This is a genomic window from Brevibacterium sp. UBA7493 (assembly GCF_002479565.1).
In the GTDB taxonomy this organism is placed as follows: domain Bacteria; phylum Actinomycetota; class Actinomycetes; order Actinomycetales; family Brevibacteriaceae; genus Brevibacterium; species Brevibacterium luteolum.
In genome coordinates this window covers 362317-381656 of sequence record NZ_DLOD01000003.1, presented here as the reverse complement: position 1 = coordinate 381656, position 19340 = coordinate 362317, and the positions used below count along the sequence as shown (strand labels likewise).

Sequence of the window (19340 nt, the reverse complement as noted above, 5' to 3'; positions counted from 1 at the left end):
CTCACAGCAGCTGCAGCACCACACCGACGAGCCCTGCCGTGCCGAAGGCGGTCAGCAGTGACCAGATGAGCACGCTGCGCTCCAGCTGAGCCTTCTCCGCACTGTCTGGAGCCGCTGAACCGTCGTCATCGGCGGTCGTGGCGGCCAGGCTGAGGGCCAGCGCCACACGCGGCGGGGTGGCCAGTGCGGCGAAGGATCCGGCGACATTGCTCATCGCCACCGCCGGCAGCAGCCCGGTGCCGGTCGTGGCGGCCATCGCCGCGATCGTCGAGGCGAACATCGCGTTCGAACCCGTATTCGACCCGGTCAGCACCGAGCCGAGGGCCGTGAGCGCTGGGGCGAAGCCGATGCCGATCCTCGCCAGGCCGGCACCGATGACTTCGGTCATGCCGGTGTCGGTCATGAGCCAGCCCAGCAGCATGAACCCGGCGGTGGCCACCCCGACCGGGATCCACGCCCGTGCAGCGGTGCCCACCACCTCGGCGGCGGATGCCCGGGAGGCGAGCATGCGGGCGGCGACCGCGCATGCGATCGCCAGCCACACCGGCGGTGCCGACAGCACCGCTGTCATCGGGGACGGCCACAGTGCTGCAGCGCCGCTGGCGAGCAGCAGGCCGACGGTGAGCACTGCGTAGGGCAGCAGCGCCGGGGCCAGCCGGCCGGGAACCGGTTCCGGCTGCCCGCGTCGGCTGAGGAGGCAGCCGGTGAGCAGCACGGCGATGACGAGCAGCGAGCCGAGCACGCCGGCCAGGGGAGTGCCGATGAGGATGTTCGCTGTCAAGATGCCGCCCCACAGGCAGACAGCCGCAGCGATGAGTCCCACGAGGCCCGGCAGGCTGCGCCAGGCGCGCGTGATGGCGGTGGTGAGGGCGAAGACGATGACGACCGGCAGGGCGTTCGCCCAGGCCGAGCCGACGCCGAGCTCCTGCAGACCGAGCCCGGTCAGCTGTGCGGCGACCGCCGTGCCCGGCCCGAGGGCACCCCAGGGCACGGCAATGAGGCCGAGGAGTCCGAGGAATGCCGAGGTGCGGATCGAGAAGCCGAGCATGCGCAGCAGCGGGATGCCGGCGGTCAGTCCGATCCCGTAGCCGGTGACCGATTCGACGAAAGGCACCACGCCGAAGACGATGAGCCCGGCGCCGACGATCGGGTCAGGCAACAGGCTGCGGATGCGCGCCGAGATCGTCTGCAACGCCCCGATCGCTTCCAGCAACTGGGCAAGCACCATGCCGAAGAGCAAGATGGCCAGCACCTCGCCAGCGAGGATGACGAGGTCGAGCGTCTCGGAGGCGGCCAGCTGACCGAAGTGCAGTGAGATGCCCGGCGTCGCGGTGGCGATGAGGGCGCTCAGCAGCGCCGCGCCCGCCCCGCTGAGGGCAGCGATGAGCGTGCCGCGGCCGGCGACGAGCACGGCCACGGCGACGGCGATCGGTAGGATGCTCAGCAGTGTCGTCATACGTCGGGAACGCTACCAGGAGGACAGATGAGTGCCGCCGAAGCAGAGCTGAGCGCGCAACTCGCTGAGATGGGTTGGTCGTGCACCAGGCATGGCCCTAACCTCGTCTTCGAACGCAGGGACACAGGGCCAGCCGAGGGCATCGGTGCGGACGCGGGTGGCAATCCGGTGATCTTCTGGCATGTGTCACTGTCTGAGGTGGCCACGCGCTGGGCCGGTGGCTGTGTCACCGGCATCGGGCAGCTGACCTCCATGCACGTGGCGGAAATGCTCGAGGTCTTCGACGGTTCACGCGGCGAGCTGCGCGACGGCCCGGACGGGTGGCGGGTCTATCCAATCTGAGTCCGCGACACTGCCCGTGTCTGGTCTGCGCGTGTCCTGGGGCCGACCGGACTGGAATGCGGACGCGATTTCGCACAGCTGAGCCGGCTTGGTACATATGACGGATGACTTCCGCCCGACCTGCCGCCGATCAGCCTGCCGCTGACCGCTCAGACTCCGCAGCCGCGGGCCAGCCTGCTGCCGGTGCCCCGCTGCGCCCGGCCGCCCGCCGCGCCATCGTCGCCTCCGTCATCGGCACCGTCATCGAATGGTATGACTACGCCCTCTACGGCGCCGCCGCAGGCCTGGTCATCGGACCGCTGTTCTTCCCCGACTCAGTCTCCGGCGCCGGCCAGCTCTCAGCGCTGGCAACCTTCGCCGTCGGTTTCCTCGCCCGCCCGGTCGGCGGCATCGTCATCGGCCACATCGGCGACCGGCACGGCCGCCGTCCGGCGATGATCCTCACCATCGTGCTCATGGCAATCGCCACCGTGGCCATCGGCCTGCTGCCCACCGCAGCCGCCGTCGGCGTGCTCGCCCCGATCCTGCTCGTCATCTTCCGGTTCCTCCAGGGCTTCGGCGCCGGTGCCGAGCTCTCCGGAGCGACGACGATGGTCGCCGAATACGTGCCCGCCCACCGGCGCGGCTTCTTCACCTCACTCGTGCTCTGCGCCCCGCCAGCCGGCATCGTGCTGGCCACCGCGGCCTTCTTCCTCGCCTCCTCCGGCATGGCCGAGGAGACCTTCATGTCGATCGGCTGGCGCCTGCCGTTCCTCGCCTCAGTCGTGCTGTTCTTCGTCGCCATCTACATCCGCGCCAAGCTCGAAGAGACCCCCGAATACACCTCGGCGATAGAGCAGCAGGAAGCCCACGCCACCAAGGTGCCGCTGCTGGCACTGCTCGCCACCGACTGGCGCGGCGTGCTCGCCGGGTTCCTCAGCCTCACCGGCCACAACGCGCTCAACTACGGCATGGCTGTGTTCTCCATCGGCTACCTGGTCGGCACCGGCATGCCGCAGACCCACACGCTCGGCGCGGTCACCCTCGGCACTCTCGCCGCGATCATCCTCACCCCGCTCGGCGGCAGCCTCGCCGACCGGTTCGGCGCCGGCACCGTCATGGGCTGGGCCTCGGTCATCGGCGCACTGTACGCTTTCCCATTCCTGTGGCTGCTCTCACAGGGCACCTTCACAGCCGCGCTCCTCGCGATCGCGATCGGCTACGGCCTCGTCATCTCCGGTACCTCGGGTTCGCAGGGCGCGTTCCTGGCCAACCTGTTTCCCACCCGCCACCGGTTCTCCGCGATGGCCCTGGCACGGGAGGCCAATGGTGCGCTCATCGCCGGCTTCTCACCAGTCGTCCTCGCTGCCCTCATCGCCTGGGCGAACGGTGCGATCACTGCTGCAGCGGCCTACCTGGTGGCCTGCTGTCTGCTGAGTGCTGCGGCGATCTTCCTCGCCTCCTTCAGCCGCCGCCGAGGCGTGGGCCGGGACCGGGAGACCATCGCCGGCTGACGAGACGACCGGGTGCCCGGACGTCCATCCACAGTCTCTCTCTGAGCCGATGCTGGGTGTCCACACCCGCCTCGGTCCCGGTTTGACTGTCTGGAGATAATAGGGTGGTGACGACCATGACCACCACCTCTCTGCAGACCACCGCCGCATCGGCGCTGCGCATCGGCAACATCGAACTCGACTCGCCGGTGGTGCTCGCCCCGATGGCCGGCATCACGAACACCGCCTTCCGCCGCCTGTGCCGCGAATACGGCGCCGGACTCTACGTCACCGAGATGGTGACGAGCCGCGCGCTCGTCGAACGCTCTCCCAAGAGCATGCGCATCATCCACCACGAGCCCTACGAGGTGCCGCGCTCCGTCCAGCTCTACGGCGTCGACCCCGTCACGATCGGCCAGGCAGTCCGGATGCTCGTCGACGAGGACCGCGCCGACCACATCGACCTCAACTTCGGCTGCCCCGTCCCCAAGGTCACCCGCAAGGGCGGCGGTTCAGCGCTGCCGTGGAAGCTCGACCTGTTCACCGACATCGTCACCACCGCTGTGCGCGAAGCAAGCCGCGGTGACATTCCGCTGACGATCAAGATGCGCAAGGGCATCGACGCTGACCACCTCACCTACCTCGACGCCGGCCGCATCGCCGCCGAGGCAGGCGTGGCTGCGATGACCCTGCACGGGCGCACAACTGCCGACCTGTACTCCGGCACCGCCGACTGGGGGGCCATCGCCCGGCTCAAGGACCTCATCGGCGACGCCGTGCCCGTGCTGGGCAACGGCGACATCTTCGCAGCCGAGGACGCCGTCGACATGATGGCCCAGACCGGCTGCGACGGTGTCGTCATCGGCCGTGGCTGCCAGGGCCGGCCGTGGCTCTTCGGCGATCTCGCCGCTGCACTCAACGGCAGCGATGAGCGCATCCGCCCGAACCTCGGCCAGGTCGCCGATGTCGTCTACACCCACGGCGTCTACCTCACCGAGTACTACGACGACGAGTTCTACGGCGTGCGCGACCTGCGCAAGCACATCGCCTGGTACTTCAAGGGCTACCCGGTCGGCGGGCAGGCCCGCCGCAAGCTCGCGATGGTCTCCTCCCTGGCTGAGCTGCGCGGACTGCTCGACGAGCTCGACCGCGACGCACCCTATCCCGGGGCCGATGCCGAGGGCTCACGCGGACGCACCACCCGCCCGAAGCGGCCCCACCTGCCTGAAGGCTGGCTTGACTCGCGGGAGATGAACCCGGAGCGCTCCGCGGAGCTCGCCGAGGCCGAACTCGACGTCTCAGGAGGATGAGGGTGGTCCAGACGCAACTTCAGGTGGCCGAGTACTCCGAGCACGACCGCCAGCGCTGGGTCGCCGAACCGGCGAAGAACCCCCGACGCACCGACTTCCAGCGCGACCGGGCGCGTGTGCTGCATTCCTCGGGTCTGCGCCGGATGGGCGCCAAAACCCAGGTCGTCTCCCCAGGCACCGATGATTTCGTGCGCACCCGCCTGACCCACTCCCTGGAAGTCGCCCAGGTCGGCCGCGAACTTGCCCGCTACCTCGGCTGCGACCCGGAGATCGTCGACACCGCTTGCCTGGCCCACGACCTCGGGCACCCGCCTTTCGGACACAACGGCGAAGCTGTCCTCGACGAAGTCTGCGCCGACATCGGCGGATTCGAAGGGAACGCCCAGACCCTGCGGGTGCTCACTCGGCTCGAACCCAAGGTCCACGCCGCAGACGGCACCCCGGCAGGGCTCAACCTCACCCGCGCCACGCTGGACGCGTGCACGAAATATCCATGGCCGCGTGCGGAGTCACCGGTGGCGAAGAAGACCGGCTCACCGGTGACGAAGTTCGGCGTCTACGACGACGACCGGGCCGTCTTCGACTTCTTCCGCGCCGACCGCCCACTGGGCCAGCGCTGCATCGAAGCCCAGCTCATGGACCTGGCCGACGACATCTCCTATTCCGTCCACGACGTCGAGGACGCAGTGTTCTCCGGCCACCTCGACCTCTTCGCCTACCAGAACGACCACGCTCTGGCCGGTCTCATCGACATCACCCGCGCCTGGTACCTGCCCGATGCCCGCGATGAGGACATCATGAAGGCGCTGTCCCGCCTGCAGGCGGCCAGCTACTGGCCGTCAGAACCTTATGACGGGTCCAGGCGCGCCCAGGCCAGCCTCAAGCACATGACCAGCCAGCTCATCGGCCGGTTCGCCGGAGCTGCCGAAGCTGCCACCCGCGAGGAGTTCGGCTGGGAGCCGCTCGGCCGCTACGACGGTAACCTCGTCGTGCCCGAATCGACCCGCTACGAGATCGCTGTGCTCAAGGGCCTGGCGACCGTCACCGTCATGGTCGCCGAAGACCGGCTGCGCCTCCAGCGCATCCAGGCGCGTGTGCTCACGCAGCTGTGCGAGTACTTCAGCGAACGGCCCGAGGACATGGAGCGGATGTTCTACCTCGACTACCAGGAGGCTGAAGATGACGGGCAGCGACTGCGCGTCGTCGCCGACCACGTCGCCAGCCTCACCGACCACTCCGCCTGGGCGGCCTACCACCGGATGCAGGCCAGCGAAGCGAGCCTGCTGTAATGGCCGGGCTGATCCTGCGCGAGGACATCGACGAGGTCCGCTCCCGGGCACGCCTCGACGACATCATCGGCGAGTACGTCACGCTGCGCAGCGCAGGAGTCGGCAGCATGAAGGGACTGTGCCCCTTCCACGACGAGCGGACCCCGTCCTTCCACGTCCGTCCGCAGGTCGGCATGTACCACTGCTTCGGCTGCGGCGAGAGCGGCGACGTCTTCACCTTCCTGCAAAAGATCGACGGGCTGACCTTCACCGAGGCCGTTCAGCGGCTGTCCGAACGCGTCGGCGTGCAGCTGCGCTACGAAGAGGGCGGCACCGGGCCGGACAAAGAGGCCATCGGCCAGCGCCAGCGTCTCGTCGACATGCACCAGGTAGCCCAGGCGTTCTTTACTGAATACCTCGGCAGCCCCGAAGCGCAGATCGGCCGACAGTACCTCGCCGACCGCGGCTTCGACAAACAGGTCTGCGAGAAATACGGCATCGGCTTCGCCCCGAGATCCTGGGACGCCTTGCTCAAGCATCTGCGCGGGCGCGGCTACAACACCGAGGACATCATCGCCTCGGGCCTGGTCAGCCAGGGCAACCGCGGCATCTACGACCGGTTCCGCGGCCGGCTCATGTGGCCGATCAACGACGTCACCGGCCGCACCGTCGGCTTCGGGGCCCGCAAGGTCTTCGACGACGACCAGGGCCCGAAATACCTCAACACGCCCGAGACCCCGCTGTACCGGAAGAACCAGGTGCTCTACGGCCTCGACATCGCTAAACGGGCGATCGCCCGCTCGAAGCGGGTCGTCATCGTCGAAGGCTACACCGACGTCATGGCCGCCCACCTCGCCGGCGTCGAGCAGGCTGTCGCCACCTGCGGCACCGCGTTCGGAGCCGAGCACATCAAGCTCATCCGGCGGCTGCTCGGCGACGACTCCGCGCACTCCGGTGAGGTGATCTTCACTTTCGACGGTGACGAGGCCGGCCGGAAAGCGGCACTCAAGGCTTTCGAAGACGACCAGAAGTTCGTCGCCCAGACCTTCGTCGCCATCGCCGAAGACGGCATGGACCCCTGCGACCTGCGCATCCAAAAGGGCGACGCCGCCGTCAAAGCGCTCATCGGCTCGCGCCGGCCGCTGTTCGAGTTCGCCATCACCTCGACAATCGAGCGCTTCGACCTCGACACCGCCGAAGGCCGAGTCGGCGCCGTGCGGGCCGCCGCACCGATGGTCGCCGGCATCCGCGACAGCATGCTCAGGCCGGAATACGAGCGCTTCGTCGCCGGTGCCGTCGGAGTCGACACCGCGGACGTGCACGCCGCCGTGCGCGCAGCCGGACGCAGGGCAGCAGCAGGCGGGCCCGGAGGTGGACAGCAGCCCACCCGTGACCTGCGCAGCCAGCACCCGCAGCAGCAACAGCGGCAACACCCTCAGCAGTCCCCACCGGGGCCGGGCGGCCCCTACGGGGGTCCTGCCGTGCCGCCGCCGGGCAGTCCTGCCGATCAGACGGGCGCTGAGATCGCCGCCTACGAACAGGAGTTCTCCGGCGCGCTGGCGAACACACCGAAGCTGCGGATCGAACGCGGTGCCCTCCAGGTGGCGATGCAGCAGCCGCAATACGTCAACGCCACCCTCTTCGACGGGCTCAACGGCAAGGTCTTCTCTCACCCAGCCCACAGGGCAGTGCATCAGGCGATGAAGGACGCCGGAGGCATCCGCACTGCGATCACCGACCCGGCCAGCTGGCCGGAGAAGGTCCTCGAAGCAGGTCCCGACCAGCTGCGCGGACTCATCGGCGAACTCGCCGTCACCCCGCTGCCGGCCACCGACGGGCAAGGCGTCGAACGCTACTCACGCGGCATCATCGCCAGCCTGTTCGACGAGGACATGACCCGCATCGCCCGCGAACTGCACTCCCGGCTCTCCCGAACCGACCCCAACGACCCGGCAGCGACGAACCTGCTCGAGCAGCTCCAGGTGCTCGAACGCCAACGTGCCCGGCTGCGCGCACTCATGTGAACCAGCCGGCGCCTCGGGAACGGCGGCCAGCTGAGCCGGGGGAGTGATCAGTCGATGACGTGCGCCGGTGTGCGGCCGGCGGCATGCTCGAGGAGATTCTCGACCGCCCGGGAGAAGACGCGGCTGACCGTATCGCGGGTCTGCGCCCCGGCATGCGGGGTGGCCACGACATTCGGGGCGTCGAGCAGCGGATGACCGGCGATGTTCGGCTCGCCGGTGAACACGTCGAGACCGGCGCCGGCCGTGTGCCCCGAGTGCAGCGAGGCCGCCAGGGCCTCCTCATCGACGATGCCGGCCCGCGAGAGATTCAGCACGATCGAACCGGTGGGCATCGCCGCGAGCTGCTTGGCGCCGATGAGACCGTTGGTCTCTTCGGTCAGCGGCACGTGGATCGAGAGCACATCAGCCAGCGGCAGCAGGTCGTCAAGGGCCATGAACTCGATGCCGAGCTGCTCCTCGACCTCCGGCGGCTGGCGGAAGACGTCGAAGTAGATCAGGCGCATGTCGAAGGCAGTCAGCCGGGCAGCTAGCAGCCGGCCGATGTGGCCGAGTCCGATGATCGCAGCAGTCTTGCCTGAGAGCTCGATCGAGGAGTGCAGCCAGCGATTCGGCGTCCACTCACCGGCATGTGTGGCGGTGTTGAGTCCAGGCAGGTGGCGGGCGCAGGCCAGCAGTGAGGCGACGGCAAGTTCGGCAACGGCCACCGAGTTCGCACCCGGCAGGTTCGCGACGGTCACGCCTGCCCGGCGTGCGGCGTCGAAGTCGATGCCGTCGGTGCCGGCGCCGACGCGCTGGACCATCTTCAGATTCGGGGCGCGTGAGAAGACGGCCTCGTCGAGGACGCCGGCGCCGTTGAGGATGTACTCGGTGCGGGCCAGCTCTTCACCCGAGGGCGCGGTGCCTGCGGGGATGATGAGCTCGGCTCCGGGGACAGGGGTGAACGCGTCGCGCAGCAGTGACAGCACCTCAGGGTCCTGCTCGCCGATCCAGATTGCGGTGATCATGCTCCCATCACAGCACCCGAGAGTGAACAGAAGTAAAATAGTGCACACAGTGCAAAGTTGCGCTTGACGTAAAGTTGCACTGGGTGCAAAATCTTTATGTGAGCACCACCGAAACCGAAAGCCTCCGCGACCGCAAAGCCCGGCTGACCCGCCGGGCCATCCACGTCGCTGCCGTCAACCGCGTCCTGGAGGACGGCCTGGAGCAGGCCACCGTCGCCCAGATCGCCGAAGACGCCGGCATCTCCGCGCGCACCTTCTTCAACTACTTCGCCTCGAAGGAGGACGCGATCGTCGGCATGACCGACGTCGTCATCGACACCGACCAGATCGAGGAGTTCCTCGAAGTCGACCCGGTGGGAGCGGATCTTGCTGAGGACGTCGCCCGGCTCATCTACGGCACATATCAGCTGACCTTCAACTCCGATGACGTCGTCCTCAAACGCCGCCAGATCCTCGCCCGGTACCCGGCGCTCATGCGCCGCCAGTTCGAGAAGAACGAAGCCATCGAACACGCCGCCGCCGAGGTGGTCGCCGCCCGGCTGCGCCGCGGGGACATCGACTTCGGCGGTGCCGACGGCACACCGGAAGAGCTGGCGCTCATGCTCGTGCAGCTGTGCGCGGTGCCGCTGCGCTTCGCGGTGCGCACCGTAATGCAGTCCGAACCGGATCAGATCGCCGACCCGGACTTCTCCAAGGAGACATTCGAACGTTCCATCCGGCTGTTCCGCTCGGTTCTGGCCGGAACACAGACACCTCAGAAGGGAAATGGTAAGTGAGACGCATGGCAAAGGACGTGACCCCGCCGCATACGGCAGAAGCTGAGTTCGCAGGCCACCGCAAGCCTGCTCCCGCTGACTGCCGTGCCGCGACGTCTGCTGCCAGCGACCCAGCTGACAACGGCTCCGGCATGACGACCGGTGCGATTCTGTGGGTGTTCGCCGCCCTCATGGTCGCGATGTTCATGTTCTCGCTCAACCAGACGGTGCTGGCCACCGCCCTGCCGACGATCGTCGGCGAACTCCATGGCGTCGATCAGATGCTGTGGGTTTCGACGGCCTTCATGCTCGCCTCGACGATCATGATGCCGATCTACGGGAAGATCGGCGACCTGTTCGGCCGCAAGCCGCTGTTCATCTTCGCGATCTCGATGTTCATGCTCGGCTCTGTCTTCGCCCTCCTCGCCCAGGACATGTCCTTCCTCATCATCGGCCGTGTCTTCCAGGGCATCGGCGGTGGCGGCATGATGATCCTCTCCCAGGCGATCATCGCCGCGATCGTGCCCGCCCGTGAGCGCGGCAAGTACATGGGTGCCATGGGTTCGGTCTTCGCTGTGTCCTCTGTTGCCGGCCCGCTCATCGGCGGCTGGCTGACCGAGGGGCCGGGCTGGCGCTGGAACTTCGCGATGAACTTCCCGCTCGGCATCTTCGCCATCATCGCCGCGATGATCCTGCTCCGTGTTCCCGACACCCGTCCCGAGGTACGCCCGCGCGTCGACGTCGCCGGCATGGCGCTCATCGCCGTGTTCACCTCCGCCGTCGTGCTCATCGCCGCATGGGGCGGCCACCAGTACGAGTGGACCTCACCGGTCATCCTCGGACTCGGCGCCGCTGCGCTCGTCGCCGGCACCATCTTCGTCTTCGTCGAGCGCCGGGCGGCCGAACCGATCATCCCGATGTCGCTGTTCCGCGACCGCAACTTCGTGCTGTCCACCATCGCCGGGCTGACGATCGGTGTGGCGATGTTCGGTGTGCTCAGCTACATGCCGACCTATCTGCAGATGGTCCACGGTGTCGACGCCGCCCGTGCCGGCCTCATGATGGTGCCGATGATGGGGTGCATGCTCATCGTCTCCACCGGCATCGGATTCGTCGTCGCCCGCACCGGCCGCTACAAGTTCTACCCGATCATCGGCATGAGCCTCATCGTCACCTCACTTGTGCTCATGTCCCAGCTGCGGGCCGACAGCCCTTCTTGGACGACGATGATCTTCCTCGCCATCATGGGTTCGGGCCTGGGCCTGAGCATGCAGCTGCTCGTCCTCGTCGTGCAGAACTCCTTCCCTGTCGAGATGGTCGGCACCGCCACCGCCTCGAACAACTTCTTCCGCCAGATCGGGGCCAGCTTCGGCATGGCGATCATCGGCTCGCTGTTCACCAGCCGCCTGATGTCGAACCTGACCGAGAAGCTCAGCTCCGTCCCCGGTGCCGATGCCAGCGGACTGCACGCCAATGAACTGACACCCGAAGCGCTGTCCCAGCTGCCGACCGCTATCCAGGACCTCATCATCGGCGCCTACAACGATGCACTCGTGCCGCTGTTCCTGTGGGCGGCCCCGCTGCCGGTGCTCGGACTGCTCGTGCTCTTCTTCATCCGCGAGAAGCCGCTGGCCACCCGGATCGAACGCGCGCAGGCCCGCCCCGGCCAGCAGACCCGGTCTACGATTGACACCGAGGCCGACTCTGCTGGGCAGAAGCCGGCCACCTGAACCAGCCGACCGCTTGGAGGACCGCCCATGACCGTCCTGACGATCCTCACCGCCCCTGACAAGAAGCGCCCAGCGCACTTCGACCGCCTGGCCGACGAGGCCAGCGAGGTGCGCTGGGTCGAAGCCGATGAGCTGGCCGCCGCGCTGCCCGGGACCGAGGTGCTGCTCATGTGGGACTTCTTCTCACCAGCGCTCAAGGACGCGTTCAGCAGTGCTGACCGGCTGGACTGGATCCACGCGGCATCGGCCGGGGTCGACTCGCTCATGTTCGATCAGCTGCGCGACTCCGAGGTCACCGTCACCAACGCCCGCGGCATCTTCGACCGCCCGATCGCCGAATTCGTGCTTGCCTTCATGCTGCATTTCGCCAAGGACTTCCCGACCTCGCTGGCCCACCAACGGCAGCGGATCTGGCAGCACCGCGAATCCCGCGACCTGGCAGGCTCGCATGCGATGATCGTCGGCACCGGGTCGATCGGCCGGGCGATCGCGACCACGCTGCGCGCCCTCGGTGTGCACGTCACTGGGGCCGGCTCCCGCGCCCGAGGCGGGGATCCCGACTTCGGAGAGATCATCGCCAGTGCCGATCTCGCTGAGCACGTCGCAGGAGTCGACTGGCTCATCAACATCGCACCGCTGACTGAGCAGACCACCGGGCTCATCGATGCAGCCGTGCTTGAAGCGCTGCCTGAGAGCGCGCATCTCATCAACGTCGGGCGCGGCGCCAGTGTTGTCACCGACGATCTGGTCGCTGCGCTGGAATCCGGGCAGATCGCCGGTGCCGGCCTCGACGTCGTCGACCCGGAACCGCTGCCGGAGGACAGCCCGTTGTGGCAGATGGGCAGTGTCGTCATCACCCCGCACATGAGCGGTGACTCCGCGGGCTGGTCAGACCGCTTAGCTGAGCAGTTCATGGCCAACTGGGACCGGTACCGGTCAGGCCAGCAGCTGTTCAACATCGTCGACAAGGCCAAAGGCTACGCCGCCGGCTGACCCGGTCCGTCTGGGAAAGGGGCTTTAGGTCAGTCCTCGACCCAGCCGAGGGACCGCTCGATCGCCTGGCTCCACCGGCTCAGCAACTGCTGCCGGTCCGCTGCGGTGATCGACGGCTGCCAGGAGGCATCCGCCTGCCAGTAGCCGGCCAGCTCGTCGAGGGAGCCGTACACTCCCGCACCCAATCCGGCTGCATAGGCGGCGCCGGCAGCGGTGGCCTCGATGATCTGCGGGCGGACCACCTCGCAGCCGGCGATATCGGCCTGGAACTGCATGAGGATGTCCGAGGCGCACATGCCGCCGTCAGCGGCGATCCGATCAATCGTGTACCCGGAGTCGCGGCGCATGACATCGAGCACCTCGGCAGTCTGGAAGGCCGTGGCTTCCAGGGCTGCCCGGGCGATGTGCCCGCGGCTGGTGAAGCGGGTCATGCCGATGAGCACCCCGCGTGCGTCTGCCCGCCAGTGTGGGGCGTAGAGACCGGAGAAGGCCGGGACGAAGTAGACGTCGCCGTTGTCGGAGACCTCGCGGGCCAGATCGTTGACCTCATCGGCGGTGCGGATAAGCCCGAGGTTGTCGCGCAGCCACTGCACGAGCGCACCGGCTACCGCGATCGAGCCTTCGAGCGCGTACTGCAGCGGCTGGCCCTCGATCTGGTACGCCACGGTGGAGACGAGTCCGTTGGCTGACCGGCGGATCTCCTCCCCGGTGTTCGTCAGCAGGAAGCAGCCGGTGCCGTAGGTGTTCTTCGTATCGCCGGGGGAGAAGCGGCACTGGCCGAACGCGGCTGCCTGCTGGTCGCCGAGCACTCCGGCGATCGGCACGCCGGCCAGCAGCTGACCGGATGCGACTGTGCCGAAGGTCCCGACTGATGGCCGGATCTCCGGCAGGCAGGCGGCCGGGATGTCGAGCAGCTCGCACATCCGCTGTGACCACTGGCCGGTGTGCAGGTCCATGAGCAGGGTGCGTGAGGCGTTGGTGACGTCGGTGACGTGCGCGCCGCCGTTGACCCCGCCGGTGAGGTTCCACAGCAGCCAGGTGTCGATGGTGCCGAAGAGCACCTCACCTGCCGCTGCCCGTTCGCGCAGTCCGTCGACGTGGTCGAACAGCCAGCGCAGCTTGATGCCGGAGAAGTACGTGTTGACCGGCAGCCCGGTGATCTCGGCGATCTCCTCAGCGTATTCGCTGAGCTGCGTGACGTATTCGCCGCCGCGGGTGTCCTGCCACACGATCGCGTTGTGCACCGGCTGGCCGGTCGCCGCCTCCCACACGACGGTGGTCTCACGCTGGTTGGTGATGCCAACAGCGGCGATGTCGGCGCTTGTCAGCGAGGCGGTGCCCAGTGCCTGGCCGATGACCTCCCGGCTGGTCCGCCAGATCACCCCGGCGTCGTGTTCCACACGACCGGCGGCCGGGAAGATCTGCTCGAACTCCTGACCGGCAGAAGCGACCGTGCGGCCATCTTCAGAGAAGATGACCGCACGCGTCGAGGTCGTGCCCTCATCAAGTGCGAGGACGTAGCCCATGGCTCAGCTGCGCTTCGGGAAGGCCGGGGTGTCGATGCCTGCCATGTCGGCGATGCAGCGGACCACCTGGCAGGAGTAGCCGAATTCGTTGTCGTACCAGACGTAGACGACAGCGCGATCACCGTCGACGATGGTCGCCAGGCCGTCGACGATGCCGGCGCGCTTGGAGCCGACGAAGTCAGTCGAGACGACCTCTGGGGAGGCGATGTAGTCGATCTGGTTGCGCAGCTCGGAGTTCAGCGAGGTCTCCCGCAGGAACGTGTTGAGCTCATCGACGGTCGTCTCGCGCCCGAGGTTGAGGTTGAGGATCGCCATCGACACGTTCGGGGTGGGAACGCGGATTGCGTTGCCCGACAGCTTGCCCTTGAGCTCCGGCAGCGCCTTGGCCACGGCCTTAGCAGCACCGGTCTCGGTGAGCACCATGTTGAGCCCGGCAGCACGGCCGCGGCGCGAGCCCTTGTGGAAGTTGTCGATGAGGTTCTGGTCGTTGGTGAAGGAGTGGACGGTCTCGACGTGGCCGTTGCGCACACCGAATTCGTCGTTGAGGACCTTGAGCACCGGGGTGATCGCGTTCGTCGTGCACGAGGCAGCCGAGAGGATCGTGTCCTCGGCGGTGATGTCGTGGGAATTGACGCCGTAGACGACGTTCTTGATCTCGCCCTTGCCCGGTGCGGTCAGCAGCACCTTCGCCACACCCGGGCACTTGAGGTGCTTGCCCAGGCCCTCCTCATCGCGCCAGCGGCCGGTGTTGTCGACGACGATGGCGTTGTCGATGCCGTACTTCGTGTAGTCGACCGAGGACGGGTCATCGGAGTAGATGACCTGGATGAGCACGCCGTTGGCACAGATCGTGCTGTTCTCCTCATCGACGACGATGTTGCCGTCGAACTTGCCGTGCACCGAGTCGCGGCGCAGCAGGGAGGCGCGCTTGACGATGTCGTTGTCACCGCCGCGGCGCACGACGATCGCGCGCAGGCGCATGTTCGTGCCGCCGGCGCGGTCGACGAGGATGCGGGCGAGCAGCCGGCCGATGCGGCCGAAGCCGTAGAGGACGACGTCCTGCGGCTTGCTCTGCTCGCGGTCTACAGCGTCGACGACCTCGGAGAGCTGCTCGCGCAGGTAGGCCTCGACGTCGTCTCCGCCGGAGTTGCGGAAACCGGCGGCCATGCGGCCGAGATCGATGCGGCACGGGCCCAGGTTGAGACCGTCGAGCGCGGTGACCAGACGCAGCGTCTCATCCATGTCGAGCTCGGTGCCGTCGAAGTGACGGGCGTAGCGGTGGGCCTTGATGATGCCGTTGACGGACTTGTTCAGCAGGCTGCGGCCGTAGACGGTCAGCAGCACCTCGTTGTTGCGGTAGAGGCGGCCCACCAGAGGGATCATGTCCTCAGCGGCGCTCTGCTTCGAGGCCCACTCTGCCATTTTCGCGATCGTTGGATCAGTCACCAGAAATTCCCTTTCGAATCCTGTCTCAGCTACTTCGCACAATCCTACTGGCCAGCGCCGCCGGCGCCGAACCCCGTGGCCTCGAGCGTCGTCTCGAACTCCAGCAGCTCAGCGCCGGTGGCCACCGGCTTCTTCTTCTCCGCACCCTCGGCATGACTGCTGGCGAAGGACCGTGAGTTCTTCCAGCCCTCGTAGGCCTCTTCGCTGGCCCACTGCGTGTAGACGAACCACACCGAACGGTCATCAGTCGGCTTGAGCAGCGCGAACCGCTCAAAGCCCTCGAAGCTGTCGAGCCGTTCGATGGCCGGGGCGAACCGGTTGACGATCTCATCACCGGTCTCGGCCGGGACGGTCAGGGCATTGATCTTGACGACGGACATAGCGGGTCCCTCTTCCTTATCCGTGCGGGTGCAGGCGTGCTGCCCTCAGCCTAGACGACACTGACCTCACAGATACTGCCGGGCGGCTGTGATGCTCGCCTGCCGGTAGCCGCCGCCGAAGAGCACCGCGTGGGCGTAGAGGCCGAAGAACTGATACAGCTCGATGCGCTCACGCCAGTCGCGGCCGAGCATGTCGACCGGATAGGCCTCGGCCCAGGCGCCGATGATCGTCTCCAGGTGCGGGGCGCTGAAGAGGCTGAGCATCCCGAGGTCGATGAGCGGGTGGCCGGCCCAGGCGGCTGGGTCGATGAGGGCGGCCGTGCCCGAGGTGAAGAGCAGGTTGCCGGCCCACAGGTCGCCGTGGACGCGGGCAGGGGCGGCATCGTCGTCGAAGGTGCCTGCGCCGATCCGCTCGATGAGCTGGGTGACCTCGGCAGGCGGGTTGGGGTCGTATCCGGCCAGGGACTCAAGGCGTGCTGCGTAGGCCTCACCGCAGCTGTCGGCAGAGGGTGTTGTGATCTTCAGCGGCTGGCTCAGCGGGCCGAAGTAGTAGGTTTCGACCTTCGGTGGGTTGTCGCCGAATCGACCGGCCGGTGCCTGGTGGAGGGCGGCAAGACGGTGGCCGAAGTCAGCAGCGGCCTCGCGGGTCGCAGGAGCTTCGTCGATGCGCTCCAGGATCAGCGCGGTCTCCGAGACATCGATGACGCCAGCGACGTCGACGGTTCCGGGTTCGGCCAGCCAGCGCAGTCCGCCGGCTTCGGTGGCGAAGAAGTCTGAGGGGACGTGGGTGCCGGTCTTGCGGAAGGTCATGACCCTGCTTTCGTGACGTTGCGGCCGGGGACGAAGCGCGAAACGGTCGCATCCCCGGGTATCGAATACCTCCAGGGGAAGGCGTCGGGGTCACCACCGGGACCGGAGACGCCGACGCGGGGGCCTGCGACGTACTCGACCGGTCCGGCAGGCGGGGTGAAGGACCAGCCGGCCGGCGCCTCGGGCACGGTGAGTGCCGCCCCGTCGGTGGCTGCGCTGGCGGCGAAGACCTGGCCGAGGCAGCCGGGGCCGCGGGCGAGCTCACGGTCGGTCACCTGCCCACCGCGGCGCTGTGCGCGGCGGGCGCGGGCCACCTCGTGGCCGGTGATGACCTCGCCGGCGCGCAGCAGCACGGCGGCCGGGTCGCCGGGATCCTGGCAGACGATGTTGAGCAGCCGGTGCATGCCGTAGGACAGATAGCAGTACAGGTGCCCGGGTGGGCCGAACATCGTCGCGTTGCGTTCGGTACGACCGCGGAAGGCGTGCGAGCCGGGGTCGTCGTCTCCGCCGTAGGCCTCGACTTCGGTCAGTCGCACCGCGATCGTGGTCTCATCGTCGGTGCAGGCGAGGATTCCGCCGAGCAACTGCGGCGCGACGGTGTGGACGCTGCGGTCGAAGAAATCGGTCAGCGGAACGTGTCGTGTTTGTCGGCCCACCGGTTGAACCCGAGGATGGTGACGGCGATGAGGCTGCCGGCCACGGCCAGCGCGCCGATCGTCTCGGCGCTGCCCTGCGCGCGGGAGAGCTGTTCGCGGCTGGCCGGCGGGGCTTCGGCGATGGTGCCGAAGATCGGCTCGTCATCGGCGGTGCCCATCCAGGCGGCGACCATGAGGATGATGCGGGCGAAGACGTTCATCGAGAGCATGATCGCGATGACCGGGCCGAACAGTGCAGCGGTCGGTGAACCGGAGAACAGGTCGATGAGCACGGTGGCGATGTTCAGCAGCAGGGTCAGCGCGATGGCGCCGAAGAGCGAGCCGAGGCGCTTGGTGCGCGGCTGGATCGGGTGGATCGGGATCATCGTGAACAGGAACATGAAGATCAGCCACGAGGAGAACAGCGTGATGATGATCGGGGTGATCGTCAGCACCGGGGTGACCCAGCCGGGCAGCTGGAGCCATTCGACGATGGTGGTCTGCAGGCCGGTGCCGATGACGGTCAGGCCGATCGTCAGGCCGACGCCGATGAGCAGGCCGATGAGGGTGACGATGTTCGACAGGGTGCGGACGACGAAGTTCTCCTGCGGCTTGGCGTCCATGTCGTTGCGCAGCTGGGCGCGGATGGCGTCCTTGAGGTTGCCGATGAATCCCTGCGCGGTGTAGAGCGCGGAGATGATGCCGACGATGCCGACGGCCTGCCAGTTGTCGATGAAGTTCTGCAGCATCTCGACAAGCTGGTCCTGGCCGGGCGCGAACTCGTGCAGCTTCTGGGTGACGACGTCGACGAGTTCGGGGCGGACGATGTCAAGGATGAAGCCCAGCGCCGCGAAGGCGAACATCAGCGTGGGGATGAGCGCCAGCACGAGGAAGTAGGTGATGGCCGCGCCGAACTGGTTGCCCAGCCGCTGGCCGAAGCGCTGGAGCGTGGCCATCAGGTGTGCCACTGCCGGCTTATTCATGAAGCTCTGGGCGGAGGCCGCCGCTGAGCTCGAACTCACCAAGATCCGGTTGTCGGGTTCCATATCTTCGCTTCCTCGCGGGGCTATCTGACGGCAATGCTCCTGGTTCTGCGGCTCTGACTAGGAGCTCTGTGAATGAGCTTAGTCCCCGCTGAGGGTGGTGGGAAACGTGTCGGCCGGAGTTTCGCCATCGTCGTACATGTCCCGAGGGGAGCCGACGATGAGCGGATCGGCCGTGCGTGCCACCCGCTGGTCTTTGCCCGGGTAGTCGAACTGGTTGAGCACGTAGCGCATCGCTTCGAGCCGGGCGCGCTTCTTGTCATTGGATTTCACGACCGTCCACGGTGCGGCTGGGGTGTCGGTGTAGAAGAACATCGCGTTCTTCGCCTCCGTGTAGGCATCCCACTTGTCGAGGCTGGCCAGATCGGTAGGGGAGAGCTTCCACTGCTTGATCGGATCCGTGCGGCGGGCGCCGAAGCGGTGCAGCTGCTCTTCGCGGCCGACGGAGAACCAGAACTTGATGATGTGGGTGCCCGACTGCACGAGCATGTTCTCGAACTCGGGGCAGGAGCGGGTGAATTCCAGGTACTGCGTCGGTGTGCAGTAGCCCATCACCCGTTCGACGCCGGCGCGGTTGTACCAGGAGCGGTCGAAGAGCACGATCTCTCCGCCGGCGGGCAGATGCTGGACGTAGCGCTGGAAGAACCACTGGGTCTTCTCCCGCTCGGTGGGCTTCTCCAGGGCGACGACGCGAGCGCCGCGCGGATTCAGGTGCTCGGTGAAGCGTTTGATCGCCCCGCCCTTGCCGGCGGCATCGCGGCCTTCGAAGATGATGACGATCTTCTGCTTGGTCTCGCGCACCCACGTCTGCATCTTCAGCAGCTCGATCTGCAGCTGGCGCTTCTCACGCTCATACCGGCGCCGGGTGAGCTTCTGGTCGTACGGGTAGCCGTGCTTCCACGCCTCGGAGTCGCTGGAGCGGGACTTGAGCTTCTTCGACAGCTCCCGGATCTCGTCGATCTCGTTGGCGAAATCGGGCACGCCCTCAGGTGTGAGCTCGAATTCTCCAGCGCTGCCGTTGCCGGCTGCGGAGTCAGATGTCTTCGTCCCTTTGTTGCGCTCGTCACTCATAGATACAGTCTAAAGGGCGGCTGCATCGCGCAGATGCAGCCGCCCTCGACTCAGATCTCACCCTGCCGAGTGCCG

At 67.3% G+C, this 19340-nt stretch carries 17 protein-coding genes; 8 read left to right on the top strand and 9 right to left on the bottom strand.

The genetic code is table 11. The annotated features are described in order from the left end of the window. Position 1 precedes the first annotated feature (1 nt). Complete coding sequence (locus tag B4E96_RS03090) at positions 2-1456, bottom strand: L-lactate permease (protein WP_286956341.1); 1455 nt, start codon at positions 1454-1456, stop codon at positions 2-4. A gap of 27 nt (positions 1457-1483) precedes the next feature. Here B4E96_RS03090 and B4E96_RS03085 point away from each other — a divergent pair, with 27 nt between their 5' ends. From B4E96_RS03085 to dnaG, 5 genes are all read left to right on the top strand, one after another. Further along, the gene (locus B4E96_RS03085) at positions 1484-1798 is read left to right on the top strand and encodes a hypothetical protein (protein WP_286956340.1); all 315 of its coding nucleotides are present in this window, start codon (positions 1484-1486) and stop codon (positions 1796-1798) included. Positions 1799-1902: 104 nt separating this feature from the next. Continuing rightward, a complete protein-coding gene (locus B4E96_RS03080) occupies positions 1903-3291 on the top strand; it encodes an MFS transporter (protein ID WP_259799849.1) in 1389 nt (462 codons plus the stop codon). Between the two features lie 116 nt (positions 3292-3407). Then, a complete protein-coding gene (gene dusB / locus B4E96_RS03075; RefSeq protein ID WP_286956339.1) occupies positions 3408-4580 on the top strand; it encodes a tRNA dihydrouridine synthase DusB in 1173 nt (390 codons plus the stop codon). Beyond that, positions 4577-5869 carry a deoxyguanosinetriphosphate triphosphohydrolase gene (locus B4E96_RS03070; protein WP_102160418.1) on the top strand — a complete coding sequence of 431 codons (1293 nt, stop codon included), beginning with the start codon at positions 4577-4579 and terminating at the stop codon, positions 5867-5869. The genes dusB and B4E96_RS03070 overlap by 4 nt, the downstream gene beginning before the upstream one ends. After that, positions 5869-7872, top strand: coding sequence for a DNA primase (dnaG, locus tag B4E96_RS03065; protein WP_286956336.1), 2004 nt, complete (start codon positions 5869-5871; stop codon positions 7870-7872). The genes B4E96_RS03070 and dnaG overlap by 1 nt, the downstream gene beginning before the upstream one ends. Positions 7873-7919: 47 nt before the next feature. Here dnaG and B4E96_RS03060 read toward each other — a convergent pair whose 3' ends face one another. Beyond that, positions 7920-8876 (bottom strand): NAD(P)-dependent oxidoreductase, encoded by a 957-nt coding sequence (locus B4E96_RS03060; protein ID WP_259834983.1) that lies wholly within the window; start codon positions 8874-8876, stop codon positions 7920-7922. Positions 8877-8974: 98 nt separating this feature from the next. Here B4E96_RS03060 and B4E96_RS03055 point away from each other — a divergent pair, with 98 nt between their 5' ends. The 3 genes from B4E96_RS03055 to B4E96_RS03045 are packed head-to-tail and all read left to right on the top strand — an operon-like array spanning position 8975 to position 12354. Continuing rightward, positions 8975-9652, top strand: coding sequence for a TetR/AcrR family transcriptional regulator (locus B4E96_RS03055; protein ID WP_170274242.1), 678 nt, complete (start codon positions 8975-8977; stop codon positions 9650-9652). A 5-nt stretch (positions 9653-9657) separates the two neighbouring features. Further along, positions 9658-11361: an MDR family MFS transporter gene (locus tag B4E96_RS03050; RefSeq protein ID WP_286956334.1), complete on the top strand. Its 1704-nt coding sequence runs from the start codon at positions 9658-9660 to the stop codon at positions 11359-11361. Between the two features lie 27 nt (positions 11362-11388). Next, complete coding sequence (locus B4E96_RS03045) at positions 11389-12354, top strand: D-2-hydroxyacid dehydrogenase (protein ID WP_102160408.1); 966 nt, start codon at positions 11389-11391, stop codon at positions 12352-12354. A gap of 29 nt (positions 12355-12383) precedes the next feature. Here the strand turns inward: B4E96_RS03045 and glpK are convergent, their stop codons facing one another. The 7 genes from glpK to ppk2 form a co-directional block, all read right to left on the bottom strand. Further along, positions 12384-13880, bottom strand: a complete 1497-nt coding sequence (glpK, locus tag B4E96_RS03040; protein ID WP_102160405.1) for a glycerol kinase GlpK — start codon at positions 13878-13880, stop codon at positions 12384-12386. A 3-nt stretch (positions 13881-13883) separates the two neighbouring features. Continuing rightward, complete coding sequence (locus tag B4E96_RS03035; RefSeq protein ID WP_102160403.1) at positions 13884-15302, bottom strand: glyceraldehyde-3-phosphate dehydrogenase; 1419 nt, start codon at positions 15300-15302, stop codon at positions 13884-13886. Between the two features lie 68 nt (positions 15303-15370). Next, positions 15371-15706: an antibiotic biosynthesis monooxygenase family protein gene (locus tag B4E96_RS03030; RefSeq protein WP_165882783.1), complete on the bottom strand. Its 336-nt coding sequence runs from the start codon at positions 15704-15706 to the stop codon at positions 15371-15373. A 66-nt stretch (positions 15707-15772) separates the two neighbouring features. Next, positions 15773-16516, bottom strand: coding sequence for a fructosamine kinase family protein (locus B4E96_RS03025; protein ID WP_286956333.1), 744 nt, complete (start codon positions 16514-16516; stop codon positions 15773-15775). Then, positions 16513-17172, bottom strand: coding sequence for a DNA-3-methyladenine glycosylase (locus tag B4E96_RS03020; protein ID WP_286956332.1), 660 nt, complete (start codon positions 17170-17172; stop codon positions 16513-16515). Before B4E96_RS03020 ends, B4E96_RS03025 begins: the two co-directional genes overlap by 4 nt. Continuing rightward, positions 17142-18197, bottom strand: a complete 1056-nt coding sequence (locus tag B4E96_RS03015) for a YhjD/YihY/BrkB family envelope integrity protein (protein WP_286956331.1) — start codon at positions 18195-18197, stop codon at positions 17142-17144. The genes B4E96_RS03020 and B4E96_RS03015 overlap by 31 nt, the downstream gene beginning before the upstream one ends. Positions 18198-18275: 78 nt before the next feature. Then, a complete protein-coding gene (ppk2, locus tag B4E96_RS03010) occupies positions 18276-19265 on the bottom strand; it encodes a polyphosphate kinase 2 (protein ID WP_259798050.1) in 990 nt (329 codons plus the stop codon). Positions 19266-19340 lie beyond the last annotated feature (75 nt).

Excerpts from the sequence above, each read along its gene's own strand:
- B4E96_RS03090 (WP_286956341.1), bottom strand. The coding sequence starts at position 1,456 with ATGACGACACTGCTGAGCATCCTACCGATCGCCGTCGCCGTGGCCGTG.
- B4E96_RS03085 (WP_286956340.1), top strand. The coding sequence starts at position 1,484 with ATGAGTGCCGCCGAAGCAGAGCTGAGCGCGCAACTCGCTGAGATGGGT.
- B4E96_RS03080 (WP_259799849.1), top strand. The coding sequence starts at position 1,903 with ATGACTTCCGCCCGACCTGCCGCCGATCAGCCTGCCGCTGACCGCTCA.
- dusB (WP_286956339.1), top strand. The coding sequence starts at position 3,408 with ATGACCACCACCTCTCTGCAGACCACCGCCGCATCGGCGCTGCGCATC.
- B4E96_RS03070 (WP_102160418.1), top strand. The coding sequence starts at position 4,577 with ATGAGGGTGGTCCAGACGCAACTTCAGGTGGCCGAGTACTCCGAGCAC.
- dnaG (WP_286956336.1), top strand. The coding sequence starts at position 5,869 with ATGGCCGGGCTGATCCTGCGCGAGGACATCGACGAGGTCCGCTCCCGG.
- B4E96_RS03060 (WP_259834983.1), bottom strand. The coding sequence starts at position 8,876 with ATGATCACCGCAATCTGGATCGGCGAGCAGGACCCTGAGGTGCTGTCA.
- B4E96_RS03050 (WP_286956334.1), top strand. The coding sequence starts at position 9,658 with ATGGCAAAGGACGTGACCCCGCCGCATACGGCAGAAGCTGAGTTCGCA.
- B4E96_RS03045 (WP_102160408.1), top strand. The coding sequence starts at position 11,389 with ATGACCGTCCTGACGATCCTCACCGCCCCTGACAAGAAGCGCCCAGCG.
- glpK (WP_102160405.1), bottom strand. The coding sequence starts at position 13,880 with ATGGGCTACGTCCTCGCACTTGATGAGGGCACGACCTCGACGCGTGCG.
- B4E96_RS03035 (WP_102160403.1), bottom strand. The coding sequence starts at position 15,302 with ATGGCAGAGTGGGCCTCGAAGCAGAGCGCCGCTGAGGACATGATCCCT.
- B4E96_RS03030 (WP_165882783.1), bottom strand. The coding sequence starts at position 15,706 with ATGTCCGTCGTCAAGATCAATGCCCTGACCGTCCCGGCCGAGACCGGT.
- B4E96_RS03025 (WP_286956333.1), bottom strand. The coding sequence starts at position 16,516 with ATGACCTTCCGCAAGACCGGCACCCACGTCCCCTCAGACTTCTTCGCC.
- B4E96_RS03015 (WP_286956331.1), bottom strand. The coding sequence starts at position 18,197 with ATGGAACCCGACAACCGGATCTTGGTGAGTTCGAGCTCAGCGGCGGCC.
- ppk2 (WP_259798050.1), bottom strand. The coding sequence starts at position 19,265 with ATGAGTGACGAGCGCAACAAAGGGACGAAGACATCTGACTCCGCAGCC.